The sequence below is a fragment of the Vibrio sp. 378 genome, assembly GCF_033339435.1.
Map to the genome: position 1 here is coordinate 25,588 of NZ_JAWOUO010000004.1, position 26,855 is coordinate 52,442.

Here is a 26,855-nt window from a genome sequence, read left to right on the forward strand (position 1 = left end):
AATGTTAAGTGAACACTGTTTTTATTGAGCTCCGCTTTTGGTTGGCGCATACTAATTGGGGTCTAATTACGTTTATAAAATGGAGTCCTCATGGCGGAAGAAACGATCTTTAGTAAAATTATTCGCAAGGAAATCCCTGCCGATATCCTTTATCAAGATGATTTGGTGACTGCGTTTCGCGACATTAACCCTCGCACACCAAGCCATATTCTCATTATTCCGAATAAACTGATCCCAACAACGAATGATGTAGAAGCTGAAGATGAAGCAATGATGGGGCGTTTGTTCACTGTTGCTAGAAAGTTGGCGAAAGAAGAAGGTATTGCTGAAGACGGCTATCGCCTGATCGTTAATTGTAATCCACATGGTGGCCAAGAGGTTTACCATATTCACATGCACCTACTAGGCGGCCGCCCTCTAGGTCCAATGGTATTGAGCTAAGCTTTTAAAAGTGGGTGGCGATTCACCCACTTCTTTTTCCTGTCGAATGACACATTTGTGGAGATAAATGTGAAACTAGGTGTAAAGCTGTTAGGGCTGATGAGCTGGGCTTTAATGGCCTCTGGCTGCGCGAATTTATCTGCGGGCAATCTGTTTAGTCATTACAGCAACCAGAATCAAGAAGTTTATCAAGCCGTTGTTGCAGGGGAATATGCCAAAGCAAAACAACTTCAATCAAGTGAAGTGGGTGGCGAGATACTTGGCAATTTTGAAAAAGGTCGCATCTCTTTTCTTGCTGAAGATTACCCAACAAGTTTGAATGCGCTAGAAAGCAGCGATCGTGCCGTACGTGTTCAACAAGATCGAGCGACGATATCTGTGTCAGACACGGCAACGAGCGTCGGCTCTCTCGCAGTGAACGACAATCTCCAAGATTATCATCCCGCCGATTACGAACTTGGCTTTTTGCACCTGTATCTAGGACTAAATTACTTACAGAAAAACGATTTAGAAGGAGCACTAGTTGAAGTGCGTCGAGCTAATCAAGTTCAGGAAGCGGCAAGAAATGCGCGTGAAAAAGAGCTAAAAGCAGCAGAGAAAGACCTTAACAAGCAAGGCATGTCTGCCAATTTAGGCAGTGTATTAGCGAACTACCCTGATGCTGGTAAAAAACTAAGCGCGGTACAAAATGGTTATCTGTTCTATCTTTCTGGCTTGTTATATGAAGCGTCGCGAGACTTAAACAGTGCTTATGTTGATTACCGACGAGCACTCGCTGTAATGCCAGACAACAAGCAAGTTGTAGAAAGCACCTTATACGCTGCTAAGAAGTTAGGCATGCGTGAAGACTTGCGCATGCTAGAGAAGCGGTATGGCAAAGCACCTTCTGGATTAACTCAGTCACAAGGGCGAGTCATCGTTATTGATGAGCAGGGTGTTGTTGAGGCGATGAAAGGGTGGCGTATTGATTTACCGATTTACGACAGTCGCGATAATGGCGCGATTTATTCGTTGGCGCTTCCTTATTATCAGAACCGAGGTGCTCAACGTTTTAGCGATGTTGTTTTAAATGGTCAGGTATTATCTTCCAGTACGCTGGTTGATGTTAATGCGATGGCGCAAAACGATCTTAATGAACGTCTTACTACAATAGTGATCCGTCAAGCTCTTCGTGTTTGGGCAAAAGATCGAATCCGAAAAGAGGCGGCGAAAAAAGGCGATGATGTGGGCAACATACTTTTCAATGTATGGAACACATTGACCGAACAGCCAGATACGAGAAGTTGGCAAACATTGCCAGCGCAAGTGAAAACGGCTTCAAAAATCGTGAAACCGGGAACACAAAGTTTAAACTTGGGTGATCAAACCTATCAGTTTGAAGTGCCTGCACAGCAGACTACATTGGTATGGGTATCTCGTCAGGGAGCACACTCAACCGTGTGGCATAAACAGCTAGGGAGACTGTAATGAAAGCATGGCTTGTTTGTTTAGCAATGGCTATTGGTTTAGTTGGATGCGCCGAAAACACGGCTGGTATTCGAATTGATGGCCAAACGCAAAAAGTATTTTTTAATGATAACGTTTTAGGTAGTCGCTTATTAGTTGACAACATCACCACCACTTACGTTGATGATCGCCCACGAGGAGTCGTGCAGCTGAGTAGCAATTACAAAGGTGATCAGCACGTTCTTTACCGATTTTATTGGTATGACAACAATGGTTTAGAAGTGAATACCAAACCTGGTCCGTGGCGAAAAATGATTGTGCGAGGATTTGAGCAAGTCACGTTATCTGAAGTTACTGTGAATCCAAATGGCACAAAATTCCGTGTGCAAATTAGAGAAGCACAAGACGATTAATCTTAACGGCTCTGCCGAAGCTGCCGCGCTAACGATGCGCTGGTATTGAAAAACTAAGGAACTCTCATGAAAAAAAGTATTATTGCTCTTTTAGGTCTTGCCGTCATTTTAGGTGGCTGTTCTAACAAAGTCTCTTACGGCGATGCGCAAGCAACAGAAACCACGACTATCGATTTTGGCTCAACAGATTTACAAAAAATCGCGGCTGAAATGGTGGATAGCATGATGATGTCGGGCTCTGTAGCAGCAATTACTCGTGACCAACGTCCTATCGTTTTTGTTGAGCGAATTAAGAACAAAACCAGTGAACATATTGACACTGAATCCATTACTGACACGATCTCTACTAAGATGTTGAACTCAGGTAAGTTCCGTTTTGTTGATATGGATCGTGTTGAGTCTGTGCGTGAACAACTTAACTTCCAAAACACGGATGAGCTTGTTAACCAAAGCACAGCGATCCAATTTGGTAAAATGGTTGGTGCTCAATACATGCTTTACGGCAACCTATCTAGCATTGTGAAAAATGCAGGTAGCGATAAAGATGTATACTACAAGATGACCATGCGCCTAATGGACCTAGAAACAGGTTTGATTGAGTGGGCGGATGAAACTGAAATTCGTAAAGCGCAATCTAAGAGCCTATTCGGTCTTTAATCGAACAGGGTGGAGAAGTCATCAATGGCATGGTTTTCTTGGCAACAAGCAAAACAGTTAGATCCGAGTCTTAATGCTCTCGATGGCTTCTTTACGGAGCCTCCGGTAAAAGTACAAACTGTTACCGGGGGGCTAACCAACCGCTGTTGGCGGTTGGAATCTTCTCAAGGCCTTGCATACATCTGGCGACCGACCAGTCATGTCTGCAAGGCTTTTTCAATTTCTCGTCACAGTGAATATCAAGTGCTGAATGCAGTCTCTTCATTGGAAATTGGCCCCAAGCCAGTTTTTATTCATGAGCAAGGGTTGCTGGTGGAATGGATAGAAGGAGAGGCACTGACGGAGTCAGGCTTAGCACTAAGCGATTTATTATCCATTGCGGCGAAGATTCATCAATATCCGATAAGCGCAATTCCTTTGGTTCCATTTTCATATATTTCTCGCATCGATCATTATTGGCTTGAGCTTGATGGTCAGTATGTGGGTACGGAGTTTGAGGCTTTGTACATGAAGTGGCGCACGGAACCGAACGTTGCACCTGTTCCGCTTGCCCTATGTCACTTCGATTTGGGGTGTTACAACCTAGTGCGAGGGGAGAGTGGGGTGAAAGTCATTGATTGGGAGTATGCCGGGATTGCTGACCCTAGGCTTGATTTGACCTTAACTATTCAGGTCGCGAATGCGCCTGTGGAAGAAGCGGTAAAGCAGTATTGCCAACTTCGAGGTATCGAAGATGTGTCTCTTTGGCTGAGAGGTGTACACGCTTGGCAACCAAGAACCTTGGTGATGGCGATGCTCTGGTATCTACTTGCCTATAAATTGTGGGGAGATGAACAATACTTAAACAGTGCGTATGAGTTGAAAGGCTCATTGTGTATGGAAGATCACTGTTTTGAGAACTCGTGATATTTTCCCCTTTAACAGTAAGGAAATAGTGGTAGTTTTAATAAAAGTACCAGATACACACAGGGAGAGGTACAGATGATTATTTACTTACACGGCTTTGACAGCACAAGCCCGGGTAACCACGAAAAAGTTCTTCAACTGCAATTTATCGACGACGACGTTCGTTTTATCAATTACAGCACCCTTCACCCAAAGCACGACATGCAACACTTGTTAAAAGAAGTGTCTAAAGTTATCGATCAATCTGATGACCCAAACCCGTTAATCTGTGGGGTAGGTTTAGGTGGTTACTGGTCTGAGCGAATTGGTTTTCTATGCGGTATCAAGCAAGTGATGTTCAACCCGAACTTGCACCCAGAAAAAACGATGGCTGGTCGAATCGATCGCCCAGAAGAGTACGAAGATATCGCAACAAAATGTGTTGATCAGTTTCGAGCGAAAAATCAAGCTCACTGCTTAGTGATTCTCTCTAAAGATGATGAAGTGCATGACAATTCGAAAACGGCAGCTGAGCTAGAAAAACACTATCAAATCATTTGGGATGAAACTCAGTCTCATAAGTTCAAAAAAATCTCTCATCATTTACAAGCGATAAAGGCATTTAAAAATACTTATTAATGTTGAGTGTAGACAGTAAAGCGGCGTTTTTATCGGCTGCTTTGCTGCGATTCCTTCTCTTGAGTATGCCGAGCCACTGTCTCTTTGAAAGGCACATTTTCTTGGTTTAACGCTTTGAATATTGTGTTCTCCTTACCGTTTTCTTACTTCCCTCCTATGTAGCACGAACACCTTGTTGTAGAGTAGTCGAAAAGTAGTCAATCCGTACTCGTTACACGGATTTTGGTTGCCTTCAAAGTTGGTCTCTATATAATGAACCGGACTAAAATAATTTGATAAATATCAAAAAAAATTGAGAGCGAGTAATAAACTTGCCCAAAAAATTCTGGCGTCGTATGCGTACCAGATAAACATGCCAAACCCTGACAAGTCATTGATAGATAAAGAATCAAGGTGAGTGGCAGTTTTTTAATCCAAGTAATTGAGACACCTCTAAGAACCAAGAATTCATCGGTTGGATGGATGCCACAAATGTTTGTGAGTCATGCATCGAGCTGAACCCCATATATTCATTTTTGTAGAGGAAAATCATTGTGACACGCATTATCGTTGTAGGCGGCGGTGCAGGTGGTCTTGAGTTGGCAACTAAGCTTGGTCGAACTCTAGGTCGCAAAAACCGTGCGCAAATTACGCTAGTCGATCGAAAAGCGAGCCACTTGTGGAAGCCATTATTGCATGAGGTTGCTACAGGTTCTTTGGACGAAGGAGTAGATGCACTGAGCTATCGAGCTCATGCAAAAAACCACAGCTTCGACTTCCAAATGGGGAGTCTTCAAGACATCGACCGTGAACGTAAAGTGATCATCTTAAGTGAGCTTAAAGACGAACACGGTGAACTTCTTATGCCAAGCCGTGAGCTAGAATACGACATTCTAGTGATGGCAATTGGCTCGACATCAAACGACTTCAACACGCCTGGCGTTCGTGAAAACTGTATTTTCCTAGACAGCCCTGAGCAAGCACACCGTTTCCGTACAGAAATGAACAACGAGTTCCTAAAGCTGCACGCGAAAAACGGTAACGGTACGGTCGATATTGCGATTGTTGGTGCTGGTGCAACTGGCGTTGAACTATCAGCTGAGTTACATAATGCTGTTAAAGAGCTGCGCACTTATGGCTTCGGTGATCTTGATTCTAGCAAGTTGAACGTCAATCTGATTGAAGCAGGTGAGCGTATTTTACCAGCGTTACCTCCACGTATTTCTTCTGCTGCTCATCAAGAGTTGGTGAAGTTGGGCGTAAACGTGCGCACCGCCACTATGGTGACTAAAGCTGAAAAAGATGGCCTTACTACAAAAGATGGTGAGAAGATCCCAGCTCAAATCATGGTTTGGGCTGCGGGTATCAAAGCTCCAGACTTTATTAAAGATATCGCTGGCTTAGAAACGAACCGTATCAATCAGCTTGTAGTGAAAAACACACTACAGACAACACGAGATGATGACATCTTTGTTATTGGTGACTTAGCACAATGCACCCAGTCTGACGGTTCGTTCGTGCCGCCACGCGCTCAAGCTGCACACCAAATGGCAAGCCAGGCATTTAGTAACATCGTCGCGAAGATCAACGGGCGCGAGTTGAAAGACTATGTATATAAAGATCACGGTTCATTAGTGTCTCTAAGTCGCTTCTCAACCGTTGGTAGTCTGATGGGGAACCTAACTAAAGGGTCGATGATGGTAGAAGGCCGTATTGCTCGTGTCGTTTACATCTCATTGTATCGCATGCACCTAATGGCATTGCACGGTGTATTCAAAACCGGTCTGATGATGCTCGTCGGCCGCATTAATCGCGTGCTGCGTCCAAACCTTAAGCTGCACTAAGGTTTTAAATCCACTCTGTGTGGATGTGTTGTATCTTAAAAAATGCAGAAGCCACCGCAAGTCGGTGGCTTTTTGTTTATGTTAGATCTGTCGGTAAAAGTGAGTACACAACGCCATCTTTAGGCTTACCATGAAAAATAAAACGGTTTCTGGCGATGGCTTCTTTTTGTGCACCGACGGACTCAATTAAGGCTTGGCTAGCTTCGTTGTCGGGGTCACAAACAACCTCTAGTCGAGTTAAACTTAGCTTTGCGAAGCAGAATTCTGCTAAGGCTTTAACGGCTTCTTGGGCATAGCCTTGCCGTTGATAGCGGTCGGCAACCCAGTAACCAATACTCGCCATATTAAACGTATGATATAACTCATTAACCGCTGCCATTCCAACCAAAGTGTTACTTTGCCGCTCATAGATACCGAAACCAAAAGCCTCAGTTTTGACCCAGTTAAGACGGGTTGCCAACAGAAAGTCCTGCGCGGTTTTCAATGTGACGTTTTTATCACACCAGTCAAGCCATTGGTGCAGCGAAGGGGATTCTGCAAGTAATCGTTGTAGTGAATGTGCTTCTTCAGCAGGGATGAGCTTGAGCGCTAAGCGGGGCGCAATGATTTCAAAGTCTGGACTCATGAACTAATACGACTTCCATGTTGAGGTGTAAGTAAATTGAAAGCTGTCTATTTTATACTTGAACGCAGCTATTTTCCTTGCTCTGCGTTGGTTAGGAATAACTGAGGTATAGCAGATAAAAACAAAGCGCAGCTTTGCTGCGCTTTGTCGAACCGCTCGTGCTTATCGAACCCGACGAACTTGAATGATCATACCCATCAACGGGTTATCTAGGTAATGAGTCTCGCTGCTACGCATACGACGTTTTTGATCCATTCGATAACTCTTCAGGAATTTCTCTTCGGTTACTGTCGGCGATATTTCTGCCAAGTTACCGACTTGGACGTTACCATCTACTTCACCTAAGTCATCCGCCAATTGCTCAGTTGAGGTTGGTTCAAAACGCACCTCTCTAACACTTGGTTCGCGCAGATCTAGTGTTGTTTCGGCGAAGAGGTAATGCTGTACGTATATTTGGAATCGACCATCTAGTTCATATAAAGGACCATTGACCGTCTCTTCACTGTAACCGTCGCTGGAAAATGTTTGATTACTATTGCCATTGATTGGGCGGCCATCTGCTTGATAAGAATCAGAGAAATCTCGCCCGCCAACGATGCGGAAAATTGGGGCGCTAGATTTACCTCGGTCACCTTGACGCCAGGCTACGTGTTTAAGCACTTTAAAGCCAGCATGATTATTTAGTGCCGCTTCTTGCGCGTTGAGACGGAAAGAAGAACTTGGCAAAAGTGTCACGCCTTTAGAGCGGCGGTAGGATTCACTCTCTAGGCTACCGACATTTTCCATATCGATTTTTGGCAGTTGATTCGGCCAAGATTCTGTTGTGCTTTCAGCGTCGACTGCTCGCTTGAAAATGATCACTTCAATATCAAATTGGCGCTGTGCCCAAGAGGGCATTGAGACACATAGAAGCAATAACGGGATCAGTATTCTCATTCGACTATTAGCTCGTTGGTAATAAATTCTGTTTAAAATCATTCAGTAAGTCTTGAACAAACTGAATGCGTTTACGTCGGTCCACCAATGGTACGCTAAACTTGAACTTAGTTGGACCTTCCATTGCAAATTTTTGCGGCTGTGATTGCAGCAGTTTAACTAAATACGCTGGATTTATGTCAGCATCAGGGTAAAACTCGATAAATCCACCTTTATCATGGGCTTCTATCTTTTTCGCTTTTAAACTACCAGCCGAAATTTTCAATTCTGAGACGGCAAGTAAGTTCTTTGTTGCGTCTGGAAGCAAACCAAAGCGATCAATCAGTTCCACTTTTAGCTCTGATAGTTCATCACTGCTTGTGACACTCGCAATGCGTTTGTACATCGACAGTCGTGTGTTTACATCCGGAATGTAATCATCTGGTAAGAGCGCTGGGATTCGCATTTCCACTTCAGTTTGCTCACGAAGCAGCTCATCCAAAGATGGCTCCTTGCCTTCTTTTAATGCTTGCACTGCTTGTTCCAGCATTTCCATATAAAGTGTAAAACCAACGGATTGAATTTGCCCACTTTGCTCATCACCAAGCAGCTCACCAGCACCACGGATTTCTAAATCGTGGGTTGCTAACGTAAAGCCAGCACCTAAGTCTTCCAGTGAAGCAATCGCATCAAGACGCTTGATGGCATCTTTGGTCATGGCTTTTGGATGTGGCGTTAATAAGTAAGCATAGGCTTGATGGTGCGAACGTCCAACACGGCCACGCAATTGATGCAACTGCGCCAAGCCAAGATTGTCCGCACGATCCATGATTATGGTATTCGCCGTTGGTACGTCGATACCGGTTTCGATGATGGTTGTACACACCAACACATTAAAGCGCTGATGGTAGAAGTCATTCATGATTCGCTCAAGTTCGCGCTCGCGCATTTGACCATGAGCCACGGTAATGCGTGCCTCTGGGATGAGTTTCTGTAAGTCTTCTGCCGTTTTTTCAATGGTTTCAACCTGATTGTGCAGGAAGTAAACCTGACCACCACGCATAATTTCACGCAGTACCGCTTCACGGACCACTGGCTCTTCTTTTTGTCGAACAAAGGTTTTAATGGCTAAACGGCGTGCAGGAGGTGTAGCGATGATCGACAGGTCTCGCATGCCACTCATTGCCATATTCAGTGTGCGTGGAATTGGTGTTGCGGTGAGGGTAAGAATGTCCACATCCGCACGCATTGCTTTGACTTTTTCTTTTTGACGAACCCCGAAGCGGTGTTCCTCATCAACGATCAACAAACCTAAATCTTTGAATTTAATGTCGCTCGAAAGCAGCTTATGCGTACCAACGACAATGTCTACTTTACCATCGGCAACGTCTTGCAGAATGACTTTTTGTTCTTTGGCAGATTTAAAACGAGACAGTACTTCAACTCGGATTGGTAAGTTGGCAAAACGGTCACGGAAGTTTTCGAAATGCTGCTGAGCAAGCAAGGTTGTTGGTACGAGTACAGCGACCTGTTTACTGTTATCCGTTGCGACAAATGCTGCGCGCATAGCGACTTCAGTTTTACCAAAGCCCACGTCACCACATACTAAGCGATCCATTGCTTTTGCCTGGCACATGTCTGACAATACGGCATTGATGGCCATCGCTTGGTCATCTGTTTCTTCAAACGGGAATGTTGCTTTAAATGTTGCGTATTGCCCACGATCTAGCTCAAATTTGAAGCCCGGTTTTAATTCTCGTTTTGCATACACATCCAGCAATTCTGCCGCGACGTCACGCACTTTTTCTGCCGCTTTACGACGTGCTTTTGCCCACGCTTCACCACCTAATTTATGCAGTGGCGCACTCTCTTCAGCGCCGCCAGAATAACGGCTGATAAGATTCAGTGATGAAACTGGCACGTAGAGCTTGGCATCGTTTTGATACTCAAGGGTGACGTATTCCGTTTTCATGCCACCTGCTTCAAGTGTTTGTAAACCGATGTAGCGGCCAATACCGTGATCAATATGAACCACAGGTTGACCGGGTTTTAGTTCCGCAAGATGGCGAATAACGGTGTCACTGTTGACGGCTTTTTTATCTTTGCGGCGTCGCTGGATAACACGGTCACCGAGTAGATCACTTTCACAGATCAGAGCGAAGTTCAGCTCTTCGTGAATGAAACCATGCTCTGCTGCGCCTAAGATCAAGCTGAATCGATCACCCGAGTCTAGAGCTTGGTAAAGTGAGCCATGTACGACTGGCCGAACTTTGATGCCTTGCAACAGCTCCGTTAGTGCTTCACGACGACCTTCTGACTCTACCGAGAAAACGATTTTGCCGCTGAATTGCTCACTAAACTGACGAAGGCGCGAGAGCGGCTCTTTATTTTGTTGTTGAACGCCAAGCTCGGCTAACGATTGTACTGGTAGGTTTTGCCGACCGGCACGCTTAACCACTTTATCTAGGATCAATTGAGCGATAGGGAGCTGTTTTAGTTGACTGAAAAGTTCGTCTTTTTTCAACCAAAGCTGTTCAGGAGTCAAAAGAGGACGCAGCGGATCAACTTTTTTCTGGTCGTATCGATATTCGACATCGGTTAAGAAAGTATCGACCGCAGATTCGATATCACCATATGTGATGACTTGAGAGTCTTCTGGCAAATATTCAAATAAAGTCTCGGTATGGTCAAAAAACAGCGGCTGCCAATACTCAATACCAGCGGGCCACGTGCCTTTGGTCACTTGCATGTAGATTGATTCAGGCTCGCGGCGTGCGTCGAACTGGGTGCGCCAACGTGTACGGAAATCTTCAATCGCTTCTTTAGTGGTTGGGAACTCATGTGCAGGCAGCAATTGGATTTGCTGAATATCGTCGATAGAGCGTTGGTTCTCTGGATCAAACGTGCGAATGGTATCTATTTCATCATCAAAGAAGTCGATGCGGTACGGGTCATTGCTGCCCATAGGAAAGAGATCCAGAATAGACCCACGACTTGCATATTCACCTGGTCCAAATACTTGATCTACATGGCGGTAGCCAGAATTTTCAAGTTGTACACGTAACTTCTCTAGCGAGAGCCGATCACCAGTTTTCACCATTAAAGTGTGTTGCAACAGAAAATCACGTGGCGATTGGCGTTGCAATACTGTACTGACCGGGACGATGGTTATGCCATCACGTTGACTTGGCAGTTGGTATAGGCGTGCGATACGTTCAGAGATGATTTCTTGATGCGGAGAAAAGTTATCGTAAGGCAGCGTTTCCCAGTCGGGGAACAGGCTTACCGTTTGGTCGGTGAATTGCTCAATCTCTGCCTGAAGCTTTAAAGCGATTTGCGGGTCAGGCACAACGAGTAGCGAGTGACTCGAATGCTGCTTGGCTAGCTCTGCAATGGCTAGAGGTAGAGCTGCGCCCGGCAAATTACCTAGCTGTTTTTTGTCGCCACGCTCTGAAGGGTTGGTGACGGAAAGAATCGTTGCTTTTGTCATAGGAATTATTTTTTATCTCGCTCCATCGAGCGCTGACGTAAAAGTTTTTGTTGTTGATACAGTGCCGCCTTTATCAGTAAATCTTGATCAGATTCTCGGAGCATCTTGTATCTAAGCGTGATAATGAAATCTTGCTCTGAAGCATCACATTCTTCTACTTGAGCGTAACAATAAATCGCCGCAGCAGGGTGATCGAGGAACAGTTTAACACGAACGAGTTGTTGAGTAGTTAACGCTGTATCTGAGCGGAAACTGAGTTGACTAGCACCAAACTGCGTCGTTTGATATCGAATGGAGGCGTCATCTTGTTGTGAAAGCATAAAGCTCAACAAGAGGTTAAGTTTCGCGTTTTGCGTATCAAGCAAGTTGATCACATGCTTTAACTCTTTGTTTTTCAGCTCTAGACGCGCGTTGTCTGCCAACATATCTAAGTGACTAAATTCACTGGCGACAATAAATGGTGCTGGAATTTCGGAGGCAAATGTTTCTTCATCTGGCAAAGCAAAGTCCGCACTCAACGTTTCGACGTTGATGGTGAGGTTATGATGGACGGTAAAGTATTCTTGCTCTGTCATATAGTCGATCCTTTTGCCAGTGAGCGCTCCCTGTTCACTCAACAAACAAAGAGAAATAGGGCACTGATTATCGCTAACTGAATGAAGTTATCAAGTTTAGCTGATTTGTCCTTGAACTTTTTGCCCTAAATACAGACTTATTGCATGTCGTTGACAAATTTAGCGATTCTCTTGTCTTCTTAATGAGAAGAGTAAGGTAAGATAATCCGCTAAAGCTTTATATCAAAACAACCAGTTGGTTTGTCTTATATGTATCATCCTATCTCATTGTTTATTGGCTTAAGGTATCTTCGGGGACGCTCTGGAGATAGGTTCAGCCGATTTGTTTCTTATATGTCGACGGCGGGTATTACGATCGGTGTAATGGCGTTGGTGACGGTTCTTTCTGTGATGAACGGGTTTGAATCGCAGTTAAAAGAACGCATTTTAGGTGTGCTACCTCATGCCGTTGTTTCGCAACACGATGGAAAAACGCCTATGACCGAGTCTGCTCCTCCATTTGTTCAAGCGATGTCGAGTGAATCTCAGCCGGAACCTATCGTTAGAGGAGAGGCTGTTATTCAGAGTTCTGCACAGCTGACGGCTGGTTACCTCATCGGTATTGAACCTAAGAAAGGCGATCCGATTAGCAACCATTTGATTGCCGGACGATTATCGTCACTTCAAGCAGGTGACTACAATGTATTTTTGGGTCACAGTTTGGCGCGTTCACTAAAGGTCTCAATCGGGGATAAAGTACGCTTGATGGTGACCAACGCGACGCAGTTTACCCCACTTGGTCGTATTCCTAGCCAGCGAAACTTTACTGTCTCAGGCATTTTCAATACGGGATCGGACGTTGATGGTCAATTAATGATTGTGAACATGACGGATGCATCTAAGCTGATGCGTTTCCCTAAAGACACGGTTTCTGGTTGGCGTGTCTTTTTCTCTGACCCATTTATGGTGACGGATTTTGCTGACCAACCCATGCCTGATGGATGGGAATGGAGTGATTGGCGCGAACAGCGTGGTGAGCTTTTCCAAGCGGTGAAAATGGAAAAGAACATGATGGGACTTATGCTAGGTCTAATTGTGGGTGTCGCTGCATTCAATATTATCTCCGCTTTAATCATGGTGGTAATGGAGAAGCAATCAGAAGTCGCAATATTGAAAACTCAAGGCATGACTCAATCTCAAGTGATGACCATTTTCATGGTGCAAGGTGCAAGCAGTGGTGTAATTGGCGCGATTGTTGGTGGCGCTGCGGGCGTGATCTTGTCACTTAATCTAAATGCGATTCTTGAATCTGCTGGTGTGGCGCTATTCAGCTTTGGTGGTCATCTACCCATCTTGATTGATTCACTGCAAATTCTTTTAGTGGTGGTATTGGCGATTGCTCTTAGCCTTGCTGCTACGCTTTATCCTTCTTATCGAGCATCTTCTGTTAAACCTGCTGAGGCACTTCGCTATGAATAAGCTATTAGAATGTCGTGATATTCGTAAAGTCTACCGAGAGGGTTCGTTAGATACGGAAGTGTTGAAAGGCGTAAGTTTCGATATCGACAAAGGGGAGTTGGTTTCTATTGTTGGCTCTTCTGGTTCGGGAAAAAGTACCTTATTGCATATTTTAGGTGCGTTAGATGACGCAACTCATGGTGAAGTTGATTTTCTAGGGCAAAACTTATCAGCTTTGAGCTCGAACAAACAGGCTGCATTACGCAACAAGCACCTTGGTTTTGTATACCAGTTTCATCACTTATTGGCTGACTTTACTGCGCTTGAAAATGTGGCGATGCCACTGATGATTGGCGGTGCTAAAGTAGCGGATGCAAAACAGGCGGCTAAAGCGCTGTTAGATAAAGTTGGTTTGAATCATCGGATGCAACATAGACCCTCCGAGTTATCGGGCGGTGAGCGTCAGCGTGTTGCGATTGCGCGTGCATTGGTGAATAAACCTGATCTGGTCTTGGCTGATGAACCTACGGGGAACTTAGATCACAATACGGCACTGTCTATCTATGATTTGATGCGCGAGCTCAATAAAGAGTCAAACATTGCATTTTTGGTTGTCACGCATGACAAAGAGCTGGCAGCAAAAATGGATCGTCAAATGCACATGCAAGATGGTTTGCTCGTAGATCGTTTTGTGACTGATACAGCATCTGCGGAGGGCTAGTTTTGTTTACCTCTTTAGCTTTGATGATTGGTGGTCGCTTCAGTCGAGCGAAAAAGCGCAACAAGATGGTGTCTTTCATATCGCTTTCTTCGACTATTGGTATTGCGGTTGGCGTTGCTGTGATCATTATCGGTTTGTCTGCAATGAATGGCTTTGAGCGCGAGCTGCAATCGCGTGTGTTGTCTGTGATCCCACACGGCGAGTTAGAAGGTGTTAATGGACCACTTCATGACTACACCAAAACGATGAATCAAGCTCTAAAACATGAACATGTTGTTGCGGCAGCACCGTACGTTCGTTTTACGGGCTTGGCAGAAAAAGGCAGTAAGCTAAAAGCGATAGAAGTTCGTGGTGTAGAGCCTACTTTCGAGCAAGCGGTGTCGAGCTTATCGAATTTTATTGACCAAGAAGCTTGGCAAAACTTTTATGCCGGTCAGCAGCAAGTGATCTTAGGACGAGGTGTAGCAAACGAGCTAAATGTCGCCGTGGGGGATTACGTTACGTTGATGATTCCGCAAACAGGCGGCGCAAATAAAGTGCAGGCTCCTAAGCGTGTGCGCGTGAAGGTGTCAGGGCTCTTAACGTTGAATGGCCAAATCGACCACTCTCTAGCGTTAGTACCATTAGCGGATGCTCAGCAATACGCGAGATTAGGGGAAGGGGTCACTGGCATTTCACTAAAAACTGACGATGTTCTCAATGCGCCTTCTATTGTTCGCGAGGTTGGTAGCATGGTTGATGTTTATGTGTATTTGAAAAGCTGGCAGCAAAAGTTTGGTTTTTTGTATCGCGATATTCAGCTCGTGCGCACCATTATGTACTTGGTGATGGTACTGGTGATTGGCGTGGCATGTTTTAATATTGTGTCTACGTTGATGATGGCAGTGAAAGACCGAGCGGCGGAAATTGCAATTTTGCGAACAATGGGAGCAAAAGATAGCCTAATCAAACGGATCTTTGTTTGGCAAGGTGTATTCTCTGGTGTATTTGGCAGTCTCGTCGGCAGTGTTATCGGTGTCTTAGTGGCGTTAAACCTGACTCCGTTAATTAAAGGGTTAGAGAGCTTAATTGGTCATCAGTTTTTATCGGGTGATATTTACTTCGTCGACTTCTTACCATCACAACTACACTGGCCAGATGTGGCATTGGTGTCAGTGACGGCGATAGTGCTTAGTTTACTTGCGACGTGGTATCCTGCTTCTCGTGCCGCAAGGTTGAATCCGGCGGCTGTACTGAGTTCTAAATAGCTGATTGTTTTACAATATGCGAAAAACAAAAAGGACCGAATTCGGTCCTTTTTTTGTATTTATCCGACTTGAGTAACATCGCGTTTCATTCTAACTGTTAGATGCCCCTCAACTGATAGCTCAAATGCTGATTTTTACGCAGTAAGGTCTTATCTTATTTTGCGTTTTTGCCAGCTCCGTACCACGGAGTAGCGCCAAAGCCCTCGAATTCCGAAGTAGCCAATAATCGCGGATACAACCCCACAAATTGCGCAGCCCAATAGAAATGGAGGTCCAATGGTGCTCATTTGCTGCATGATGAATTCCCACGATAGTTCAAAGTGAAAAGGTTGCGGGGGAAGACGCATCACTAGAGCACCTAGCTTGTACGCAAAGTAAAATAGCACAGGCATCGTGATAGGGTTGCTTATCCATACCAAAGCGACGGAGAGGGGCAGATTGACACCCAACATAATGGCCAAGCCAGCGGCCATGATCATTTGGCTCGGCAGTGGAACAAAAGCCATAAATAACCCGACAGCAAAAGCCCCTGATGCCGAGCGGCGGTTTAAGCACCACAAGTTCGGGTTGTACAACACATTGCCGAAGACCTTCAATGCTTTTTGGCGTTTGATCAATTCATGATCTGGCATGAAGCGTTTTATCAGCTTTCTAGGCATAGGACAGCATGACTCTCTCAGAAAAAAGTTGGACCTTGGCGTTATTTGTAGCGAGCGTAATCTCGTCGGCTTGGTGGCCGACAATACCAGATTGGCGTTGGTTGCTGCTGGGAATAATAACCACTGGCTCAATAATCAAATTACGTCGTGGCTTAATTAGCATAGGCGCAATTGCGGGCTTTATGGTTGTCATCGTCCACGGCAATGTATTGGAGTCTCAGAGACAAGCCCTTTTTCAAGCAGGGGAGAATATTACCATAATTGGTAAAGTTGACAGCCCTTTTACGCAAATAAGTCACGGTTATGAAGGTATTGTCGCGATAGAAGCGGTAAATTCTCAAACTCTGTTACCTTTTCTTAAACCTAAAATCCGTCTTATTACGCCTTTTCCACTCGATGTTAACAGTGAGTTTACGACATCCATCTCGTTAAAGCCGATTACAGGTCTACGCAACGAAGCTGGCTTTGATGCTGAAAAGCACGCGATGGGTAAAAATACTATCGCCCGAGCGGTTGTTAACAAAGACGCTAAGTGGATTGTTCGTTCTAATGTATCTCTGCGTCAATCCATTATTGCCGATGTCGCTGATGATGTGTCTTCCCTTCATCATTTCTCGTTAATAAGTGCGTTAGTTTTTGCTGACCGTTCTTGGTTGTCTAAGGAAGATTGGCAAGCGCTCAGGGACAGTGGTTTACTGCATTTGGTCTCCATTTCTGGTTTACATATTGGTATGGCGTTTACTTTTGGGCTAGTCGTGGGCGGTACCGTTCGTTATCTATTACCCCAATACCAGTTGTTACCTAGCTTATATGGGCTAATCTTCGCTGTTGCCTACGCTTGGTTAGCGGATTTCTCTCTGCCTACTACGCGAGCAGTGTCGGTATGCGTTGTTTACGTTCTCCTGAAGTATACTCTAGTGCACTGGACTTCTTGGCGAGTTCTTTTGCTTGCAGTATCTCTACAACTGCTTGTCCAACCTTTTGCATCCTACAGTATGAGCTTTTGGTTATCATACCTCTCCGTTTGTGCGGTATTGTTCGCAATTAATTTGATTCGACATCAAAGGGGAGGTTGGAAAGCGCGATTAAAAGCGTTATTGCTTACTCAATTGATGTTGAGCGCTTTAATCGTACCTGTTAGTGGCCATTTCTTCTCCGGTTTTAGTTTGTCCTCAATAGCCTACAACTTGGTATTTATTCCTTGGTTCGGATTTATCGTTGTACCCTTGATGTTTCTAGCCCTGTTCTCATCTTTGTTTCTTGAAATGATAGCGAAGCCTCTGTGGCATTTGGTGGACTGGTCATTACAGCCATTGAGCACGTCAATACAGTACGCAGTAGGTTCTTGGCAACCCATTAGCATGGAAATGACAATGCTGGTTATGGTGATAGTGGTTTGCTTAATATTTCAACGGTTCATGTCTCAGTACGCGTGGTATTTGTTACTCGGCATCGTTATTAGTATCAAGTTTGCAGCGGAGTATGAACCGCATTGGCGTATCGATGTATTAGATGTAGGTCATGGCCTTGCAGTGGTTGTAGAAAAAGACGACAAGGTGTTGCTGTATGACACTGGTAAAGCATGGCAAAGCGGCAGTATCGCAGAGCAGGTCGTCACTCCGGTTTTGCATCAACGAGGTTATGAAAGCATAGATACACTGATTCTAAGCCATTCCGATAATGATCACGCAGGCGGCCGCTTTTTCATTGAAGATGCCTTTTCTCCACAGCGTAAACTTAGTAGTCAATTCTTTATCGAATATGAGCCTTGCACTAGAGGCGACCAATGGAAATGGCAAGGATTAAACATGGAAGTGCTCTGGCCTCCTGCACTTGTTCAACGTGCGTATAATCCGCACTCCTGTGTATTACGACTTACTGACCCTATTTCTAACTTTAGTATGCTTTTTACTGGTGATATTGAGGCCATTAGCGAGTGGATTTTGCTTAGAGAACCCGGAAAGTTACAAAGCGATGTGATGCTAGTCCCTCACCACGGGAGTAAAAGTTCATCGAATCCTCGATTTATTGAGGCGGTGAGCCCGAGTGTGGCAGTTGCTTCTTTAGCAAAAAACAATCGATGGGGAATGCCAGCGGAAAATGTCGTTGCTTCATACCGAAAGCTTGGCGTTACTTGGCTTGATACTGGTGAGGGTGGTCAGGTAAGCTTCTTTATTCACCGTGATAATTGGCGCTCAGAAACCAAACGTAGCGATACATTTGAGCCTTGGTATAGGCAGATGCTGCGTAAGGGAGTAGAATGAGAGTCTTAATGTAAGAAAATAAAGCACTTCTATGTCGATAAATACTGATGAAACGACTTGGCAGACGTTTAAGCGTCTATGGCAATTTATTCGCCTTTATAAGTCAGGTCTTGTCGTTGCAGTCATTGCATTAGTTATTAATGCCATATCAGATACCTATATGATTTCCCTGCTAAAACCACTACTCGATGAAGGTTTTGGGAACGCTGAATCTGATTTTTTACGCACGCTTCCATTGATTATTTTTGCCATGATGTTCATCCGTGGCATAAGTGGATTTGTCTCCACCTACTGTTTGAGCTGGGTATCTGGCAACGTAGTTATGCAAGTCCGTCGCATGGTGTTCAATCACTTTATGCATATGCCAGTGTCTTACTTTGATAAGGAAAAGACGGGCAATTTATTGTCGCGTATAACCTACGACTCAGAGCAAGTGTCAGCGGCAACTAGCCAAGCGTTGGTGAGCATTGTCCGTGAAGGCGCAAGTATCATTGGTCTGTTAGTTTTGATGTTTTACAACAGCTGGCAATTGTCGCTAGTGCTGTTTGCTGTTGCTCCCGTTGTAGCATGGGGTATTGGTGTTGTTTCTAAACGTTTTAGAAAAATATCCAAAAATATGCAGACCATGATGGGTAACGTAACTGCATCAGCAGAGCAGATGCTGAAAGGCCATAAAGTTGTGTTGAGCTATGGCGGCCAAGACATCGAACGTAAACGATTTGAAAAAGTCAGCAACCAAATGCGTCAACAAAGCATGAAGTTGGTGACGGCTCAAGCGGCGGCTAACCCTATCATCCAAATGATTGCATCACTTGCAATTGTTGCCGTTCTTTATTTAGCAAGTATTGATTCGATTAAAGAGCAACTGACTCCAGGTACATTTACTGTTGTCTTCTCTGCAATGTTTGGTCTGATGCGCCCACTTAAAGCGCTGACTAACGTTACTTCTCAGTTCCAACGTGGTATGGCCGCGAGCCAAACGCTCTTCGCGTTAATTGACCTCGAGCCTGAGAAAAACGAAGGTAAGTTGACAGTTGAACGCGCAAATGGCGATGTTTCAGTTAAAAACGTAAGCTTTACTTACACTGGTGCAGAAAAACCAGCATTGGAAAATGTCAGCTTCGATATTCCAAGAGGAAAAACGGTGGCGCTAGTTGGCCGTTCTGGTTCAGGTAAAAGTACCATCGCGAACTTGTTCAACCGCTTCTATGATGTTGACAGTGGATCTATCACATTAGATGGGCATGATATTCGTGATTACGAGCTAAAGAATTTACGTCAGCAATTTGCACTAGTATCGCAAAATGTTCATTTGTTTAATGACACGATAGCAAACAATATTGCGTACGCAACGGATGGCCAATACGAGCGTAGTGATATCGAGAAAGCGGCAACACTCGCGCATGCGATGGAGTTCATCGGCAAAATGGATGATGGACTTGATACCATGATTGGTGAAAATGGTGCTAGCTTGTCTGGTGGTCAACGCCAACGTGTTGCGATTGCGCGAGCTCTATTGCGTGATGCTCCAGTGCTGATTCTTGATGAGGCAACTTCGGCTTTGGATACCGAATCCGAGCGAGCTATTCAAGCTGCACTTGATGAGCTGCAAAAAGACAAAACGGTACTTGTAATAGCGCACCGCTTATCCACAATCGAGAAAGCCGATGAAATTCTTGTGGTTGATGATGGTGCCATCATTGAACGTGGCAACCACGCTGAGCTTATTGAGAAAAATGGTGCGTATGCACAATTGCACCGTATTCAGTTTGGTGAATAAGCGCGGTGATTGAAAAAATCTGGTTTGAAAACCATCCAATAAAATATCTCTTTTGGCCGCTTTTGTGGCCACTGAGTTTATTATTTGGAGCGATAAGCAAGTCAAAGCGAAAGCAATACCAAACTGGCCGCAAGCAAGCTTATAATGCGCCTATACCTGTTGTTGTGGTTGGCAATATCACTGCTGGTGGCAATGGTAAAACACCAGTTGTTGTGTGGCTTGTTGAGCAACTACAGCAAATGGGCTTTAAGCCGGGGGTTGTTTCTCGTGGTTATGGGGCAAAGGCTCCTGCCTATCCGTTAGTGCTAAAAGAAGATACGCCAGCGAAGCATTGTGGCGATGAACCTAAGTTGATTCATCGCCGTACAGGAGCACCTGTTGCGGTAGATCCTGTGCGTTCAAATGCAGTGAAAGCACTGCTAGATTTGGATGTGGATATCATAATTACGGATGATGGATTACAACATTATGCGTTAGGCCGTGATATTGAGTTAGTGATTGTGGATGGGAATCGCCGGTTTGGGAATGAAAGCCTGATTCCATTAGGTCCTTTACGTGAAGGTATTGAGCGACTTAAAGAAGTCGACTTTATCATCACCAATGGCGGTCAAGCGCATACGGGCGAAATCGCAATGGCTTTAGCACCCTCTAAAGCTATTAATCTTAAGACTAAGCAACATGTGGATGTCTCGGAGTTGAAAGATCTCGTCGCATTTGCGGGCATTGGGCATCCTCCGCGTTTTTTTCATACACTAAACTCGATGAACGCAAATGTTAAAGTCACAAAAGGTTTTGCTGACCATCAAGACTTTGATCAACAAGAATTAGAAGCATTGGCTCAACAAGGGACCAATGTGATTATGACCGAGAAAGATGCCGTCAAGTGCAGCCATTATGCGCAAGATAATTGGTGGTATCTGCCTGTATCTGCCCAGTTTGAGTCAAACGATGCAGAGCAAATTTTAAATAGAATAAAAGAGGTTAAAGCGGCTTATGGATCACCGTCTACTTGAGATTGTAGCTTGCCCTGTTTGCAAAGGTAAGCTGACGTACGATAAAGATAATCAAGAGTTGATCTGCAAATTGGATCGCCTTGCTTACCCGATCAAAGAGGGTATTCCAGTTCTGCTAGAGCCTGAAGCTCGCACTATGAGCATGGATGAGGGACGCTAATGTCTTTTACGGTTGTCATCCCTTCGCGCTACGCATCGAGCCGTTTGCCTGGTAAACCGCTAGCGGATATTGGTGGTAAGCCTATGGTTCAGTGGGTTTATGAACAAGCGCTACAAGCGGGTGCGGAAGATGTCATCGTTGCAACTGATGACGAGCGTGTTGCGAAAGCGGTTTCGTCATTTGGTGGTAAAGTTTGTATGACCTCTCCCCACCACGAATCAGGTACGGAGCGTCTTGCCGAAGTTGTTGAAAAGATGGCTATTCCGTCAGACCACATTATTGTTAATGTGCAAGGGGATGAGCCTTTGATTCCGCCGTCCATCATTCGTCAGGTTGCTGATAACTTATCTGGGTGTGAAGCCCCGATGGCGACGTTAGCTGTAGAAATAGACTCGGAAGAGGAAGTGTTCAACCCGAACGCTGTTAAAGTTGTCGCAGATGAGCAAGGCTATGCGATGTACTTTAGTCGAGCAACCATCCCTTGGGATCGCGATAACTTTGCTAAACAAGACAAAACCATTGCCAACCCATTAATGCGTCATATTGGTATTTATGCTTATCGAGCTGGTTTCATTAATACGTATGTCAACTGGGCACCAAGTGCATTAGAGCAGATTGAGTGTCTTGAGCAACTGCGAGTGCTTTGGTACGGTGAAAAAATTCATGTGGCGGTAGCGAAAGAAGCACCAGCAGCAGGCGTTGATACGCCCGAAGATCTAGAAGCCGTGCGCGCGATTGTTGCAAAGCAAGCGTAACAAATGCTCATATAGATTTAAGAATAAACAAGGCTCCTGAATTAGGAGCCTTTTTGTTTTACTCGTATCGCGGTATTAGTTAAATGTTAGTGTCGTATTGGTTCCGTTTAGGGCAGGTCGCTAACACCTCTCGGTGACCGGTGTCTTTCACTTCTTGGAGAATGACATCAAAGCCCCATAATCGATACACGTGCTTTAGAACTTCTTCGTAACTATCATCAAGTGGGATGCGGTTGTGAGGAACGTACTGCAACGTAAGCGATCGATCACCACGGACATCGACATTAAACACCTGAATGTTTGGCTCAAGATTAGATAAGTTATACTGAGCGGCTAGGGTTTCTCTAATGCGTTTATAACCCATCTCATCGTGTATCGCAGCGACTTCAATAAAGTTCTTATGATCATCATCGTTGATCGCAAACAACTTGAAATCACGCATTAATTTCGGAGAAAGGTATTGGCTAATAAAGCTTTCATCTTTGAAATTATGCATCGCGAAATGCACTGCATCTAACCAGTCGGTTCCTGCTAGGTCTGGAAACCACTCTTTGTCCTCATCAGTTGGTTCTTCACAGATACGCTTAATATCTCGGAACATGGCAAAGCCTAATGCGTAGGGGTTAATGCCATTAAAGTAAGGGCTGTTATAAGGTGGCTGAGCCACGACACTGGTGTGGCTATGTAAGAACTCTAGAATGAATTTTTCAGACACCAAGCCCTCATCATAAAGATGGTTGAGTATGGTGTAGTGCCAGAACGTTGCCCAGCCCTCATTCATAACTTGCGTTTGTTTTTGCGGATAAAAATACTGACTGATCTTACGGACGATCCGAACAACTTCACGTTGCCACGGCTCTAGCAACGGCGCATGTTTTTCGAAGAAGTAGAGCAAGTTTTCCTGAGGCTCGCTTGGGAATCGCTCTTTGATGTCTTCCTCTTTCGTCTTGGCTGTCGGTACGGTGCGCCAAAGCTCATTAACTTGAGATTGTAGGTATGCTTCGCGTTCTTCTTGTCTTGCTTTTTCCTCTGTAATTGAGATTTTCTCTGGACGCTTGTAGCGGTCTACACCAAAGTTCATTAACGCGTGACAAGAGTCGAGCAGCTTTTCCACTTCTTTTACGCCATATCGTTCTTCACATTCGGCTAAGTACTTTTTGGCGAACAGCAGATAGTCGATAATAGAACTGGCGTCAGTCCACGTTTGGAATAGGTAGTTACCTTTGAAAAAAGAGTTATGGCCGTAACACGCGTGCGCTATCACGAGTGCTTGCATTGTTACCGTATTTTCTTCCATCAAATAAGCAATACAAGGGTCGGAGTTAATCACAATCTCGTAGGCTAACCCCATTTGACCATGTTTATAGTTCTGCTCTGTTTGAATGAATTTTTTACCAAATGACCAGTGGTTGTAATTGATTGGCATGCCGATACTTGAGTAGGCATCCATCATCTGTTCTGAAGTAATCACTTCTATTTGGTTAGGGTAAGTGTCTAGGCGATAATGCTCCGCGACACGCTTAATTTCTTTGTGGTATCGCTCTAACAGCTCAAATGTCCAATCTGGTCCATCTGGCAACACTTTACTGTTACGCTTCTTAGGCGCCTCTCCTGAGAGGTTTCTCGTTGCGGTATTCATCGCTAGCCTCCTTACGCCGTTTCTTTTTGGAATAGTTCACGAAAGACTGGGAAAATATCCTCCACAGAGCGAATGTTTTTCATTGCGAAATTAGGAAACTCTTCAGTGAGTTTTTCGTACTCATGCCATAGAGTTTGGTGCGAGCGCCGCGTGATCTCTATGTAAGAGTAGTACTGACAGTTTGGAAGTAATTTGTTCACTAACAGATCCCGGCATCTTGGCGAATCATCTGCCCAGTTGTCACCGTCGGATGCTTGAGCTGCATATATGTTCCACTGACCAATCGGGTATCGCTCTTTTACTATTTCATCCATTAACTTGAGCGCGCTAGATACAATGGTACCCCCGGTTTCTTGTGAGTAGAAAAATTCGTGCTCGTCCACTTCCTTCGCTTGGGTATGGTGGCGGATAAAGACGACTTCGACATTCTCGTAGGTACGAGTTAAGAACAAGTACAAAAGAACATAGAAGCGTTTTGCGATGTCTTTTGTTGCCTGATCCATAGAACCGGATACGTCCATTAGACAGAACATGACCGCTTGGCTCGATGGTACCGGGCGTTTCTCATAGTTCTTGAAGCGTAAGTCGAAGGTATCGATGAACGGCACGCTTTCGATTTTCTTGCGCAGTTCTTCAATTTCAGCCTTCAAGCGGTTCTCTTCAAACTGCTGAGCAGGTTCAATATTTTTGATGCGAGCAAGTTCGTCTTCTAACTCTTTAAGAAGTCGTTTCTTACCAGCAGTCATTGCAGTACGGCGCGCAAGAGATTGTTGCAGAGAACGTACTACTGCGATATTGGAAGGTATACCGGCAGTTTGAAAGCCTGCACGGTGTGTTTTCCATTCAGTGATTTTGGCAATTTGGTTTTTTTCTAGATTAGGCAGCTCGAGATCTTCAAACAAAATATCGAGGTACTCATCTTTTGATATTTGGAATACAAATTCGTCTTGGCCTTCTCCATCTGGACTGGCGTTCCCTTCTCCTGAGCCGCTACCCTGACCGCCACCTTTGGGACGCTCAATTTTATCACCAGTAATGAATTGGTCGTTACCGGGATGAACTCGTTCGCGAACACCCCCTTTGCCCTGATGAAATATAGGCTCATTGATGTCTTTGTGAGGGATAGAGACGTCTTCGCCCGTTTCCGTATTCGTAATCGAGCGTCGATTCACTGCGTCTGCTACCGACTCTTTTATTTGCTCTTTGTGGCGCTTCAAGAAGCGCTGTCGATTAACAGCGCTCTTGTTCTTGCCATTGAGCCTTCGGTCTATAAATTGCGCCATGAAATAGCCCTCTTCATGTTTCACAAGCGACCTAACTCAATACTGGGTTAGGATGACTTACGTACTCGTAGGTACCACTCAGAAAGTAGGCGAACCTGTTTCTCGGTATAGCCTTTTTCCATCATGCGAGCGACAAAGTCGTCGTGCTTCTTCTGATCTTCAGAAGAGGTTTTCGCATTAAATGAGATAACCGGAAGTAGCTCTTCGGTATTGGAGAACATTTTCTTCTCGATTACTGTGCGCAGTTTTTCGTAGCTGGTCCAAACCGGGTTTTGACCATTGTTATTCGCTTTCGCACGAAGCACAAAGTTAACGATTTCGTTTCGGAAATCTTTCGGGTTAGAAATACCAGCTGTTTTTTCGATCTTCTCTAGCTCAGCATTCAGTGAAGAGCGATCAAATAGCTGACCAGTTTCTGGATCTCGGTACTCTTGGTCTTGAATCCAGAAGTCTGCATAGGTGACATATCGGTCGAAGATGTTTTGGCCGTATTCAGAGTAAGACTCAAGATAAGCGGTCTGAATCTCTTTACCGATAAATTCAACGTATCGAGGTACTAGGTAGCCTTTCAAGAACTCGAGATATTTCTCTGCTGTTTCAGCAGGGAACTGTTCGCGCTCAACCTGTTGTTCAATCACATAGAATAGATGTACAGGGTTGGCTGCCACTTCGGTTTGGTCGAAGTTAAATACGCGTGACAAAATCTTAAAGGCAAAACGTGTTGAGAGACCGTTCATGCCTTCATCGACACCAGCATAATCACGATACTCTTGATAGCTTTTTGCCTTTGGATCCGTATCTTTCAGCGTTTCACCGTCGTATACGCGCATCTTAGAGAAGATGGACGAGTTTTCAGGCTCTTTAAGTCTAGAAAGAATACTGAATTGTGCCAGAGTCTCGAGCGTGCTTGGTGAACAAGGGGCTTGAGACAACTCACTGTTTTCAAGAAGTTTTTGGTAGATTTTGACTTCTTCTGAAACACGTAGACAGTAAGGTACTTTCACAATATAAACACGGTCCAAGAACGCTTCATTGTTCTTGTTGTTACGGAAGGTCTGCCACTCAGATTCGTTTGAGTGAGCCAGAATCATACCGTCGAATGGAATCGCAGAAAGGCCTTCTGTACCGTTGAAGTTGCCTTCTTGCGTTGCTGTTAGCAGCGGGTGAAGCACTTTGATTGGTGCTTTGAACATCTCAACGAATTCCATTAAACCTTGGTTTGCTTTACACAGCGCACCGGAGTAGCTGTAAGCGTCTGGATCGTCTTGCGAATAGTGTTCAAGCTTACGAATATCGACTTTACCAACCAATGATGAGATATCTTGGTTGTTTTCATCGCCTGGTTCAGTTTTGGCAATACCGATTTGGTCAAGGATAGAAGGGCGTACTTTCACTACTTTAAATTTGGTGATATCACCACCAAACTCGTGAAGACGTTTAGCGGCCCAAGGAGACATTATCGAGCGAAGATAACGGTGCTCGATGCCATATTCTTTTTTCAAAATATCGCCATCTTCTGTGGCTTTGAATAGGCAGAACGGATGGTCATTCACTGGGCTGCGTTCGCCGTTAGCAGTAAGAACATAAATAGGCATCTGTTCCATCAGAGCCTTAAGCTTTTCTGCAAGCGAAGACTTACCGCCACCTACAGGGCCGAGTAAGTAAAGAATCTGCTTACGCTCTTCTAAGCCTTGCGCCGCATGTTTTAGGTAAGACACAATTTGTTCTATGGCATCTTCCATGCCATAAAAGTCTTTAAAGGTTTCATAACGAGAGATAACACGATTCGAGAAGATTCGGCTTAGTCTCGGATCCTTTGCCGTATCGATTATCTCTGGTTCACCAATCGCCATCAGTAGGCGTTCTGCTGCATTAGCATAAGCGCTTTTGTCATCTTTACACAGGGCTAAAAACTCCTGTAACGACATCTCTTCATCTTTTGCAGCTTCATATCTTGATTGATAGTGGTCGAAAATACTCATGTCGCT

23 protein-coding genes are annotated in these 26,855 nt (G+C 44.7%); 15 read left to right on the plus strand and 8 right to left on the minus strand.

Translation table 11 applies throughout. The features are described from left to right. Positions 1-90 precede the first annotated feature (90 nt). The 7 genes from hinT to R7Q48_RS08945 all read left to right on the plus strand — a co-directional run bounded on the left by hinT (position 91) and on the right by R7Q48_RS08945 (position 6,304). The gene (gene hinT / locus R7Q48_RS08915; protein ID WP_005378473.1) at positions 91-441 is read left to right on the plus strand and encodes a purine nucleoside phosphoramidase; all 351 of its coding nucleotides are present in this window, start codon (positions 91-93) and stop codon (positions 439-441) included. Positions 442-510: 69 nt separating this feature from the next. After that, positions 511-1,908 (plus strand): COG3014 family protein, encoded by a 1,398-nt coding sequence (locus R7Q48_RS08920; protein ID WP_213903573.1) that lies wholly within the window; start codon positions 511-513, stop codon positions 1,906-1,908. Beyond that, positions 1,908-2,300, plus strand: a complete 393-nt coding sequence (locus R7Q48_RS08925; RefSeq protein ID WP_256902819.1) for a YcfL family protein — start codon at positions 1,908-1,910, stop codon at positions 2,298-2,300. Before R7Q48_RS08920 ends, R7Q48_RS08925 begins: the two co-directional genes overlap by 1 nt. A gap of 66 nt (positions 2,301-2,366) precedes the next feature. Continuing rightward, on the plus strand, positions 2,367-2,957 hold the full coding sequence (lpoB, locus tag R7Q48_RS08930) for a penicillin-binding protein activator LpoB (protein ID WP_005378467.1): 591 nt from the start codon (positions 2,367-2,369) through the stop codon (positions 2,955-2,957). Between the two features lie 24 nt (positions 2,958-2,981). After that, on the plus strand, positions 2,982-3,863 hold the full coding sequence (gene thiK, locus R7Q48_RS08935) for a thiamine kinase (protein WP_115385840.1): 882 nt from the start codon (positions 2,982-2,984) through the stop codon (positions 3,861-3,863). Positions 3,864-3,938: 75 nt separating this feature from the next. After that, the gene (ycfP, locus tag R7Q48_RS08940) at positions 3,939-4,481 is read left to right on the plus strand and encodes an alpha/beta hydrolase YcfP (protein ID WP_005378464.1); all 543 of its coding nucleotides are present in this window, start codon (positions 3,939-3,941) and stop codon (positions 4,479-4,481) included. Between the two features lie 533 nt (positions 4,482-5,014). Next, the gene (locus R7Q48_RS08945; RefSeq protein WP_005378463.1) at positions 5,015-6,304 is read left to right on the plus strand and encodes an NAD(P)/FAD-dependent oxidoreductase; all 1,290 of its coding nucleotides are present in this window, start codon (positions 5,015-5,017) and stop codon (positions 6,302-6,304) included. Positions 6,305-6,380: 76 nt separating this feature from the next. On the opposite strand, the gene R7Q48_RS08950 is transcribed toward R7Q48_RS08945, so the two are convergent. From R7Q48_RS08950 to R7Q48_RS08965, 4 genes are all read right to left on the minus strand, one after another. Beyond that, positions 6,381-6,929 (minus strand): GNAT family protein, encoded by a 549-nt coding sequence (locus R7Q48_RS08950; protein WP_318132259.1) that lies wholly within the window; start codon positions 6,927-6,929, stop codon positions 6,381-6,383. Positions 6,930-7,091: 162 nt separating this feature from the next. Further along, positions 7,092-7,865: a peptidoglycan binding protein CsiV gene (locus tag R7Q48_RS08955; protein WP_005387825.1), complete on the minus strand. Its 774-nt coding sequence runs from the start codon at positions 7,863-7,865 to the stop codon at positions 7,092-7,094. Positions 7,866-7,872: 7 nt separating this feature from the next. Further along, entirely contained in the window at positions 7,873-11,334 is a 3,462-nt protein-coding gene (mfd, locus tag R7Q48_RS08960; protein WP_318132260.1) for a transcription-repair coupling factor, read from the minus strand. A gap of 5 nt (positions 11,335-11,339) precedes the next feature. After that, positions 11,340-11,909 carry a hypothetical protein gene (locus R7Q48_RS08965; RefSeq protein WP_017634743.1) on the minus strand — a complete coding sequence of 190 codons (570 nt, stop codon included), beginning with the start codon at positions 11,907-11,909 and terminating at the stop codon, positions 11,340-11,342. A 249-nt stretch (positions 11,910-12,158) separates the two neighbouring features. Between R7Q48_RS08965 and lolC the strand changes: the two genes are divergently transcribed. Genes lolC through lolE form a run of 3 tightly spaced genes read left to right on the plus strand, consistent with a single transcriptional unit; the run spans position 12,159 to position 15,314 of the window. Further along, entirely contained in the window at positions 12,159-13,367 is a 1,209-nt protein-coding gene (gene lolC / locus R7Q48_RS08970; RefSeq protein WP_031778997.1) for a lipoprotein-releasing ABC transporter permease subunit LolC, read from the plus strand. Further along, positions 13,360-14,067 (plus strand): lipoprotein-releasing ABC transporter ATP-binding protein LolD, encoded by a 708-nt coding sequence (lolD, locus tag R7Q48_RS08975; RefSeq protein ID WP_054700735.1) that lies wholly within the window; start codon positions 13,360-13,362, stop codon positions 14,065-14,067. The genes lolC and lolD overlap by 8 nt, the downstream gene beginning before the upstream one ends. 2 nt (positions 14,068-14,069) lie before the next feature. Then, positions 14,070-15,314 (plus strand): lipoprotein-releasing ABC transporter permease subunit LolE, encoded by a 1,245-nt coding sequence (gene lolE / locus R7Q48_RS08980; protein ID WP_256902822.1) that lies wholly within the window; start codon positions 14,070-14,072, stop codon positions 15,312-15,314. A gap of 149 nt (positions 15,315-15,463) precedes the next feature. Here the strand turns inward: lolE and R7Q48_RS08985 are convergent, their stop codons facing one another. Beyond that, the gene (locus R7Q48_RS08985; RefSeq protein ID WP_005387834.1) at positions 15,464-15,973 is read right to left on the minus strand and encodes a DUF2062 domain-containing protein; all 510 of its coding nucleotides are present in this window, start codon (positions 15,971-15,973) and stop codon (positions 15,464-15,466) included. A gap of 8 nt (positions 15,974-15,981) precedes the next feature. Here R7Q48_RS08985 and R7Q48_RS08990 point away from each other — a divergent pair, with 8 nt between their 5' ends. From R7Q48_RS08990 to kdsB, 5 genes are read left to right on the plus strand one after another with little or no spacing between them, the layout of a single operon-like run. Then, positions 15,982-18,237, plus strand: coding sequence for a DNA internalization-related competence protein ComEC/Rec2 (locus R7Q48_RS08990; protein ID WP_130546609.1), 2,256 nt, complete (start codon positions 15,982-15,984; stop codon positions 18,235-18,237). A gap of 31 nt (positions 18,238-18,268) precedes the next feature. Beyond that, positions 18,269-20,017, plus strand: a complete 1,749-nt coding sequence (gene msbA, locus R7Q48_RS08995) for a lipid A ABC transporter ATP-binding protein/permease MsbA (RefSeq protein ID WP_042522131.1) — start codon at positions 18,269-18,271, stop codon at positions 20,015-20,017. Positions 20,018-20,022: 5 nt separating this feature from the next. Beyond that, positions 20,023-21,030, plus strand: coding sequence for a tetraacyldisaccharide 4'-kinase (gene lpxK / locus R7Q48_RS09000; protein ID WP_256902823.1), 1,008 nt, complete (start codon positions 20,023-20,025; stop codon positions 21,028-21,030). After that, positions 21,011-21,190: a Trm112 family protein gene (locus R7Q48_RS09005; protein WP_005378451.1), complete on the plus strand. Its 180-nt coding sequence runs from the start codon at positions 21,011-21,013 to the stop codon at positions 21,188-21,190. Before lpxK ends, R7Q48_RS09005 begins: the two co-directional genes overlap by 20 nt. Next, positions 21,190-21,945 carry a 3-deoxy-manno-octulosonate cytidylyltransferase gene (gene kdsB, locus R7Q48_RS09010; protein ID WP_053349434.1) on the plus strand — a complete coding sequence of 252 codons (756 nt, stop codon included), beginning with the start codon at positions 21,190-21,192 and terminating at the stop codon, positions 21,943-21,945. Before R7Q48_RS09005 ends, kdsB begins: the two co-directional genes overlap by 1 nt. 79 nt (positions 21,946-22,024) lie before the next feature. Here the strand turns inward: kdsB and R7Q48_RS09015 are convergent, their stop codons facing one another. The 3 genes from R7Q48_RS09015 to R7Q48_RS09025 are packed head-to-tail and all read right to left on the minus strand — an operon-like array spanning position 22,025 to position 26,849. Continuing rightward, on the minus strand, positions 22,025-23,584 hold the full coding sequence (locus R7Q48_RS09015) for a SpoVR family protein (RefSeq protein WP_005378449.1): 1,560 nt from the start codon (positions 23,582-23,584) through the stop codon (positions 22,025-22,027). Positions 23,585-23,595: 11 nt separating this feature from the next. Beyond that, positions 23,596-24,867 (minus strand): YeaH/YhbH family protein, encoded by a 1,272-nt coding sequence (locus tag R7Q48_RS09020; protein ID WP_005378448.1) that lies wholly within the window; start codon positions 24,865-24,867, stop codon positions 23,596-23,598. Between the two features lie 47 nt (positions 24,868-24,914). Further along, a complete protein-coding gene (locus tag R7Q48_RS09025) occupies positions 24,915-26,849 on the minus strand; it encodes a PrkA family serine protein kinase (RefSeq protein ID WP_005378447.1) in 1,935 nt (644 codons plus the stop codon). Between the last annotated feature and the right edge of the window lie 6 nt (positions 26,850-26,855).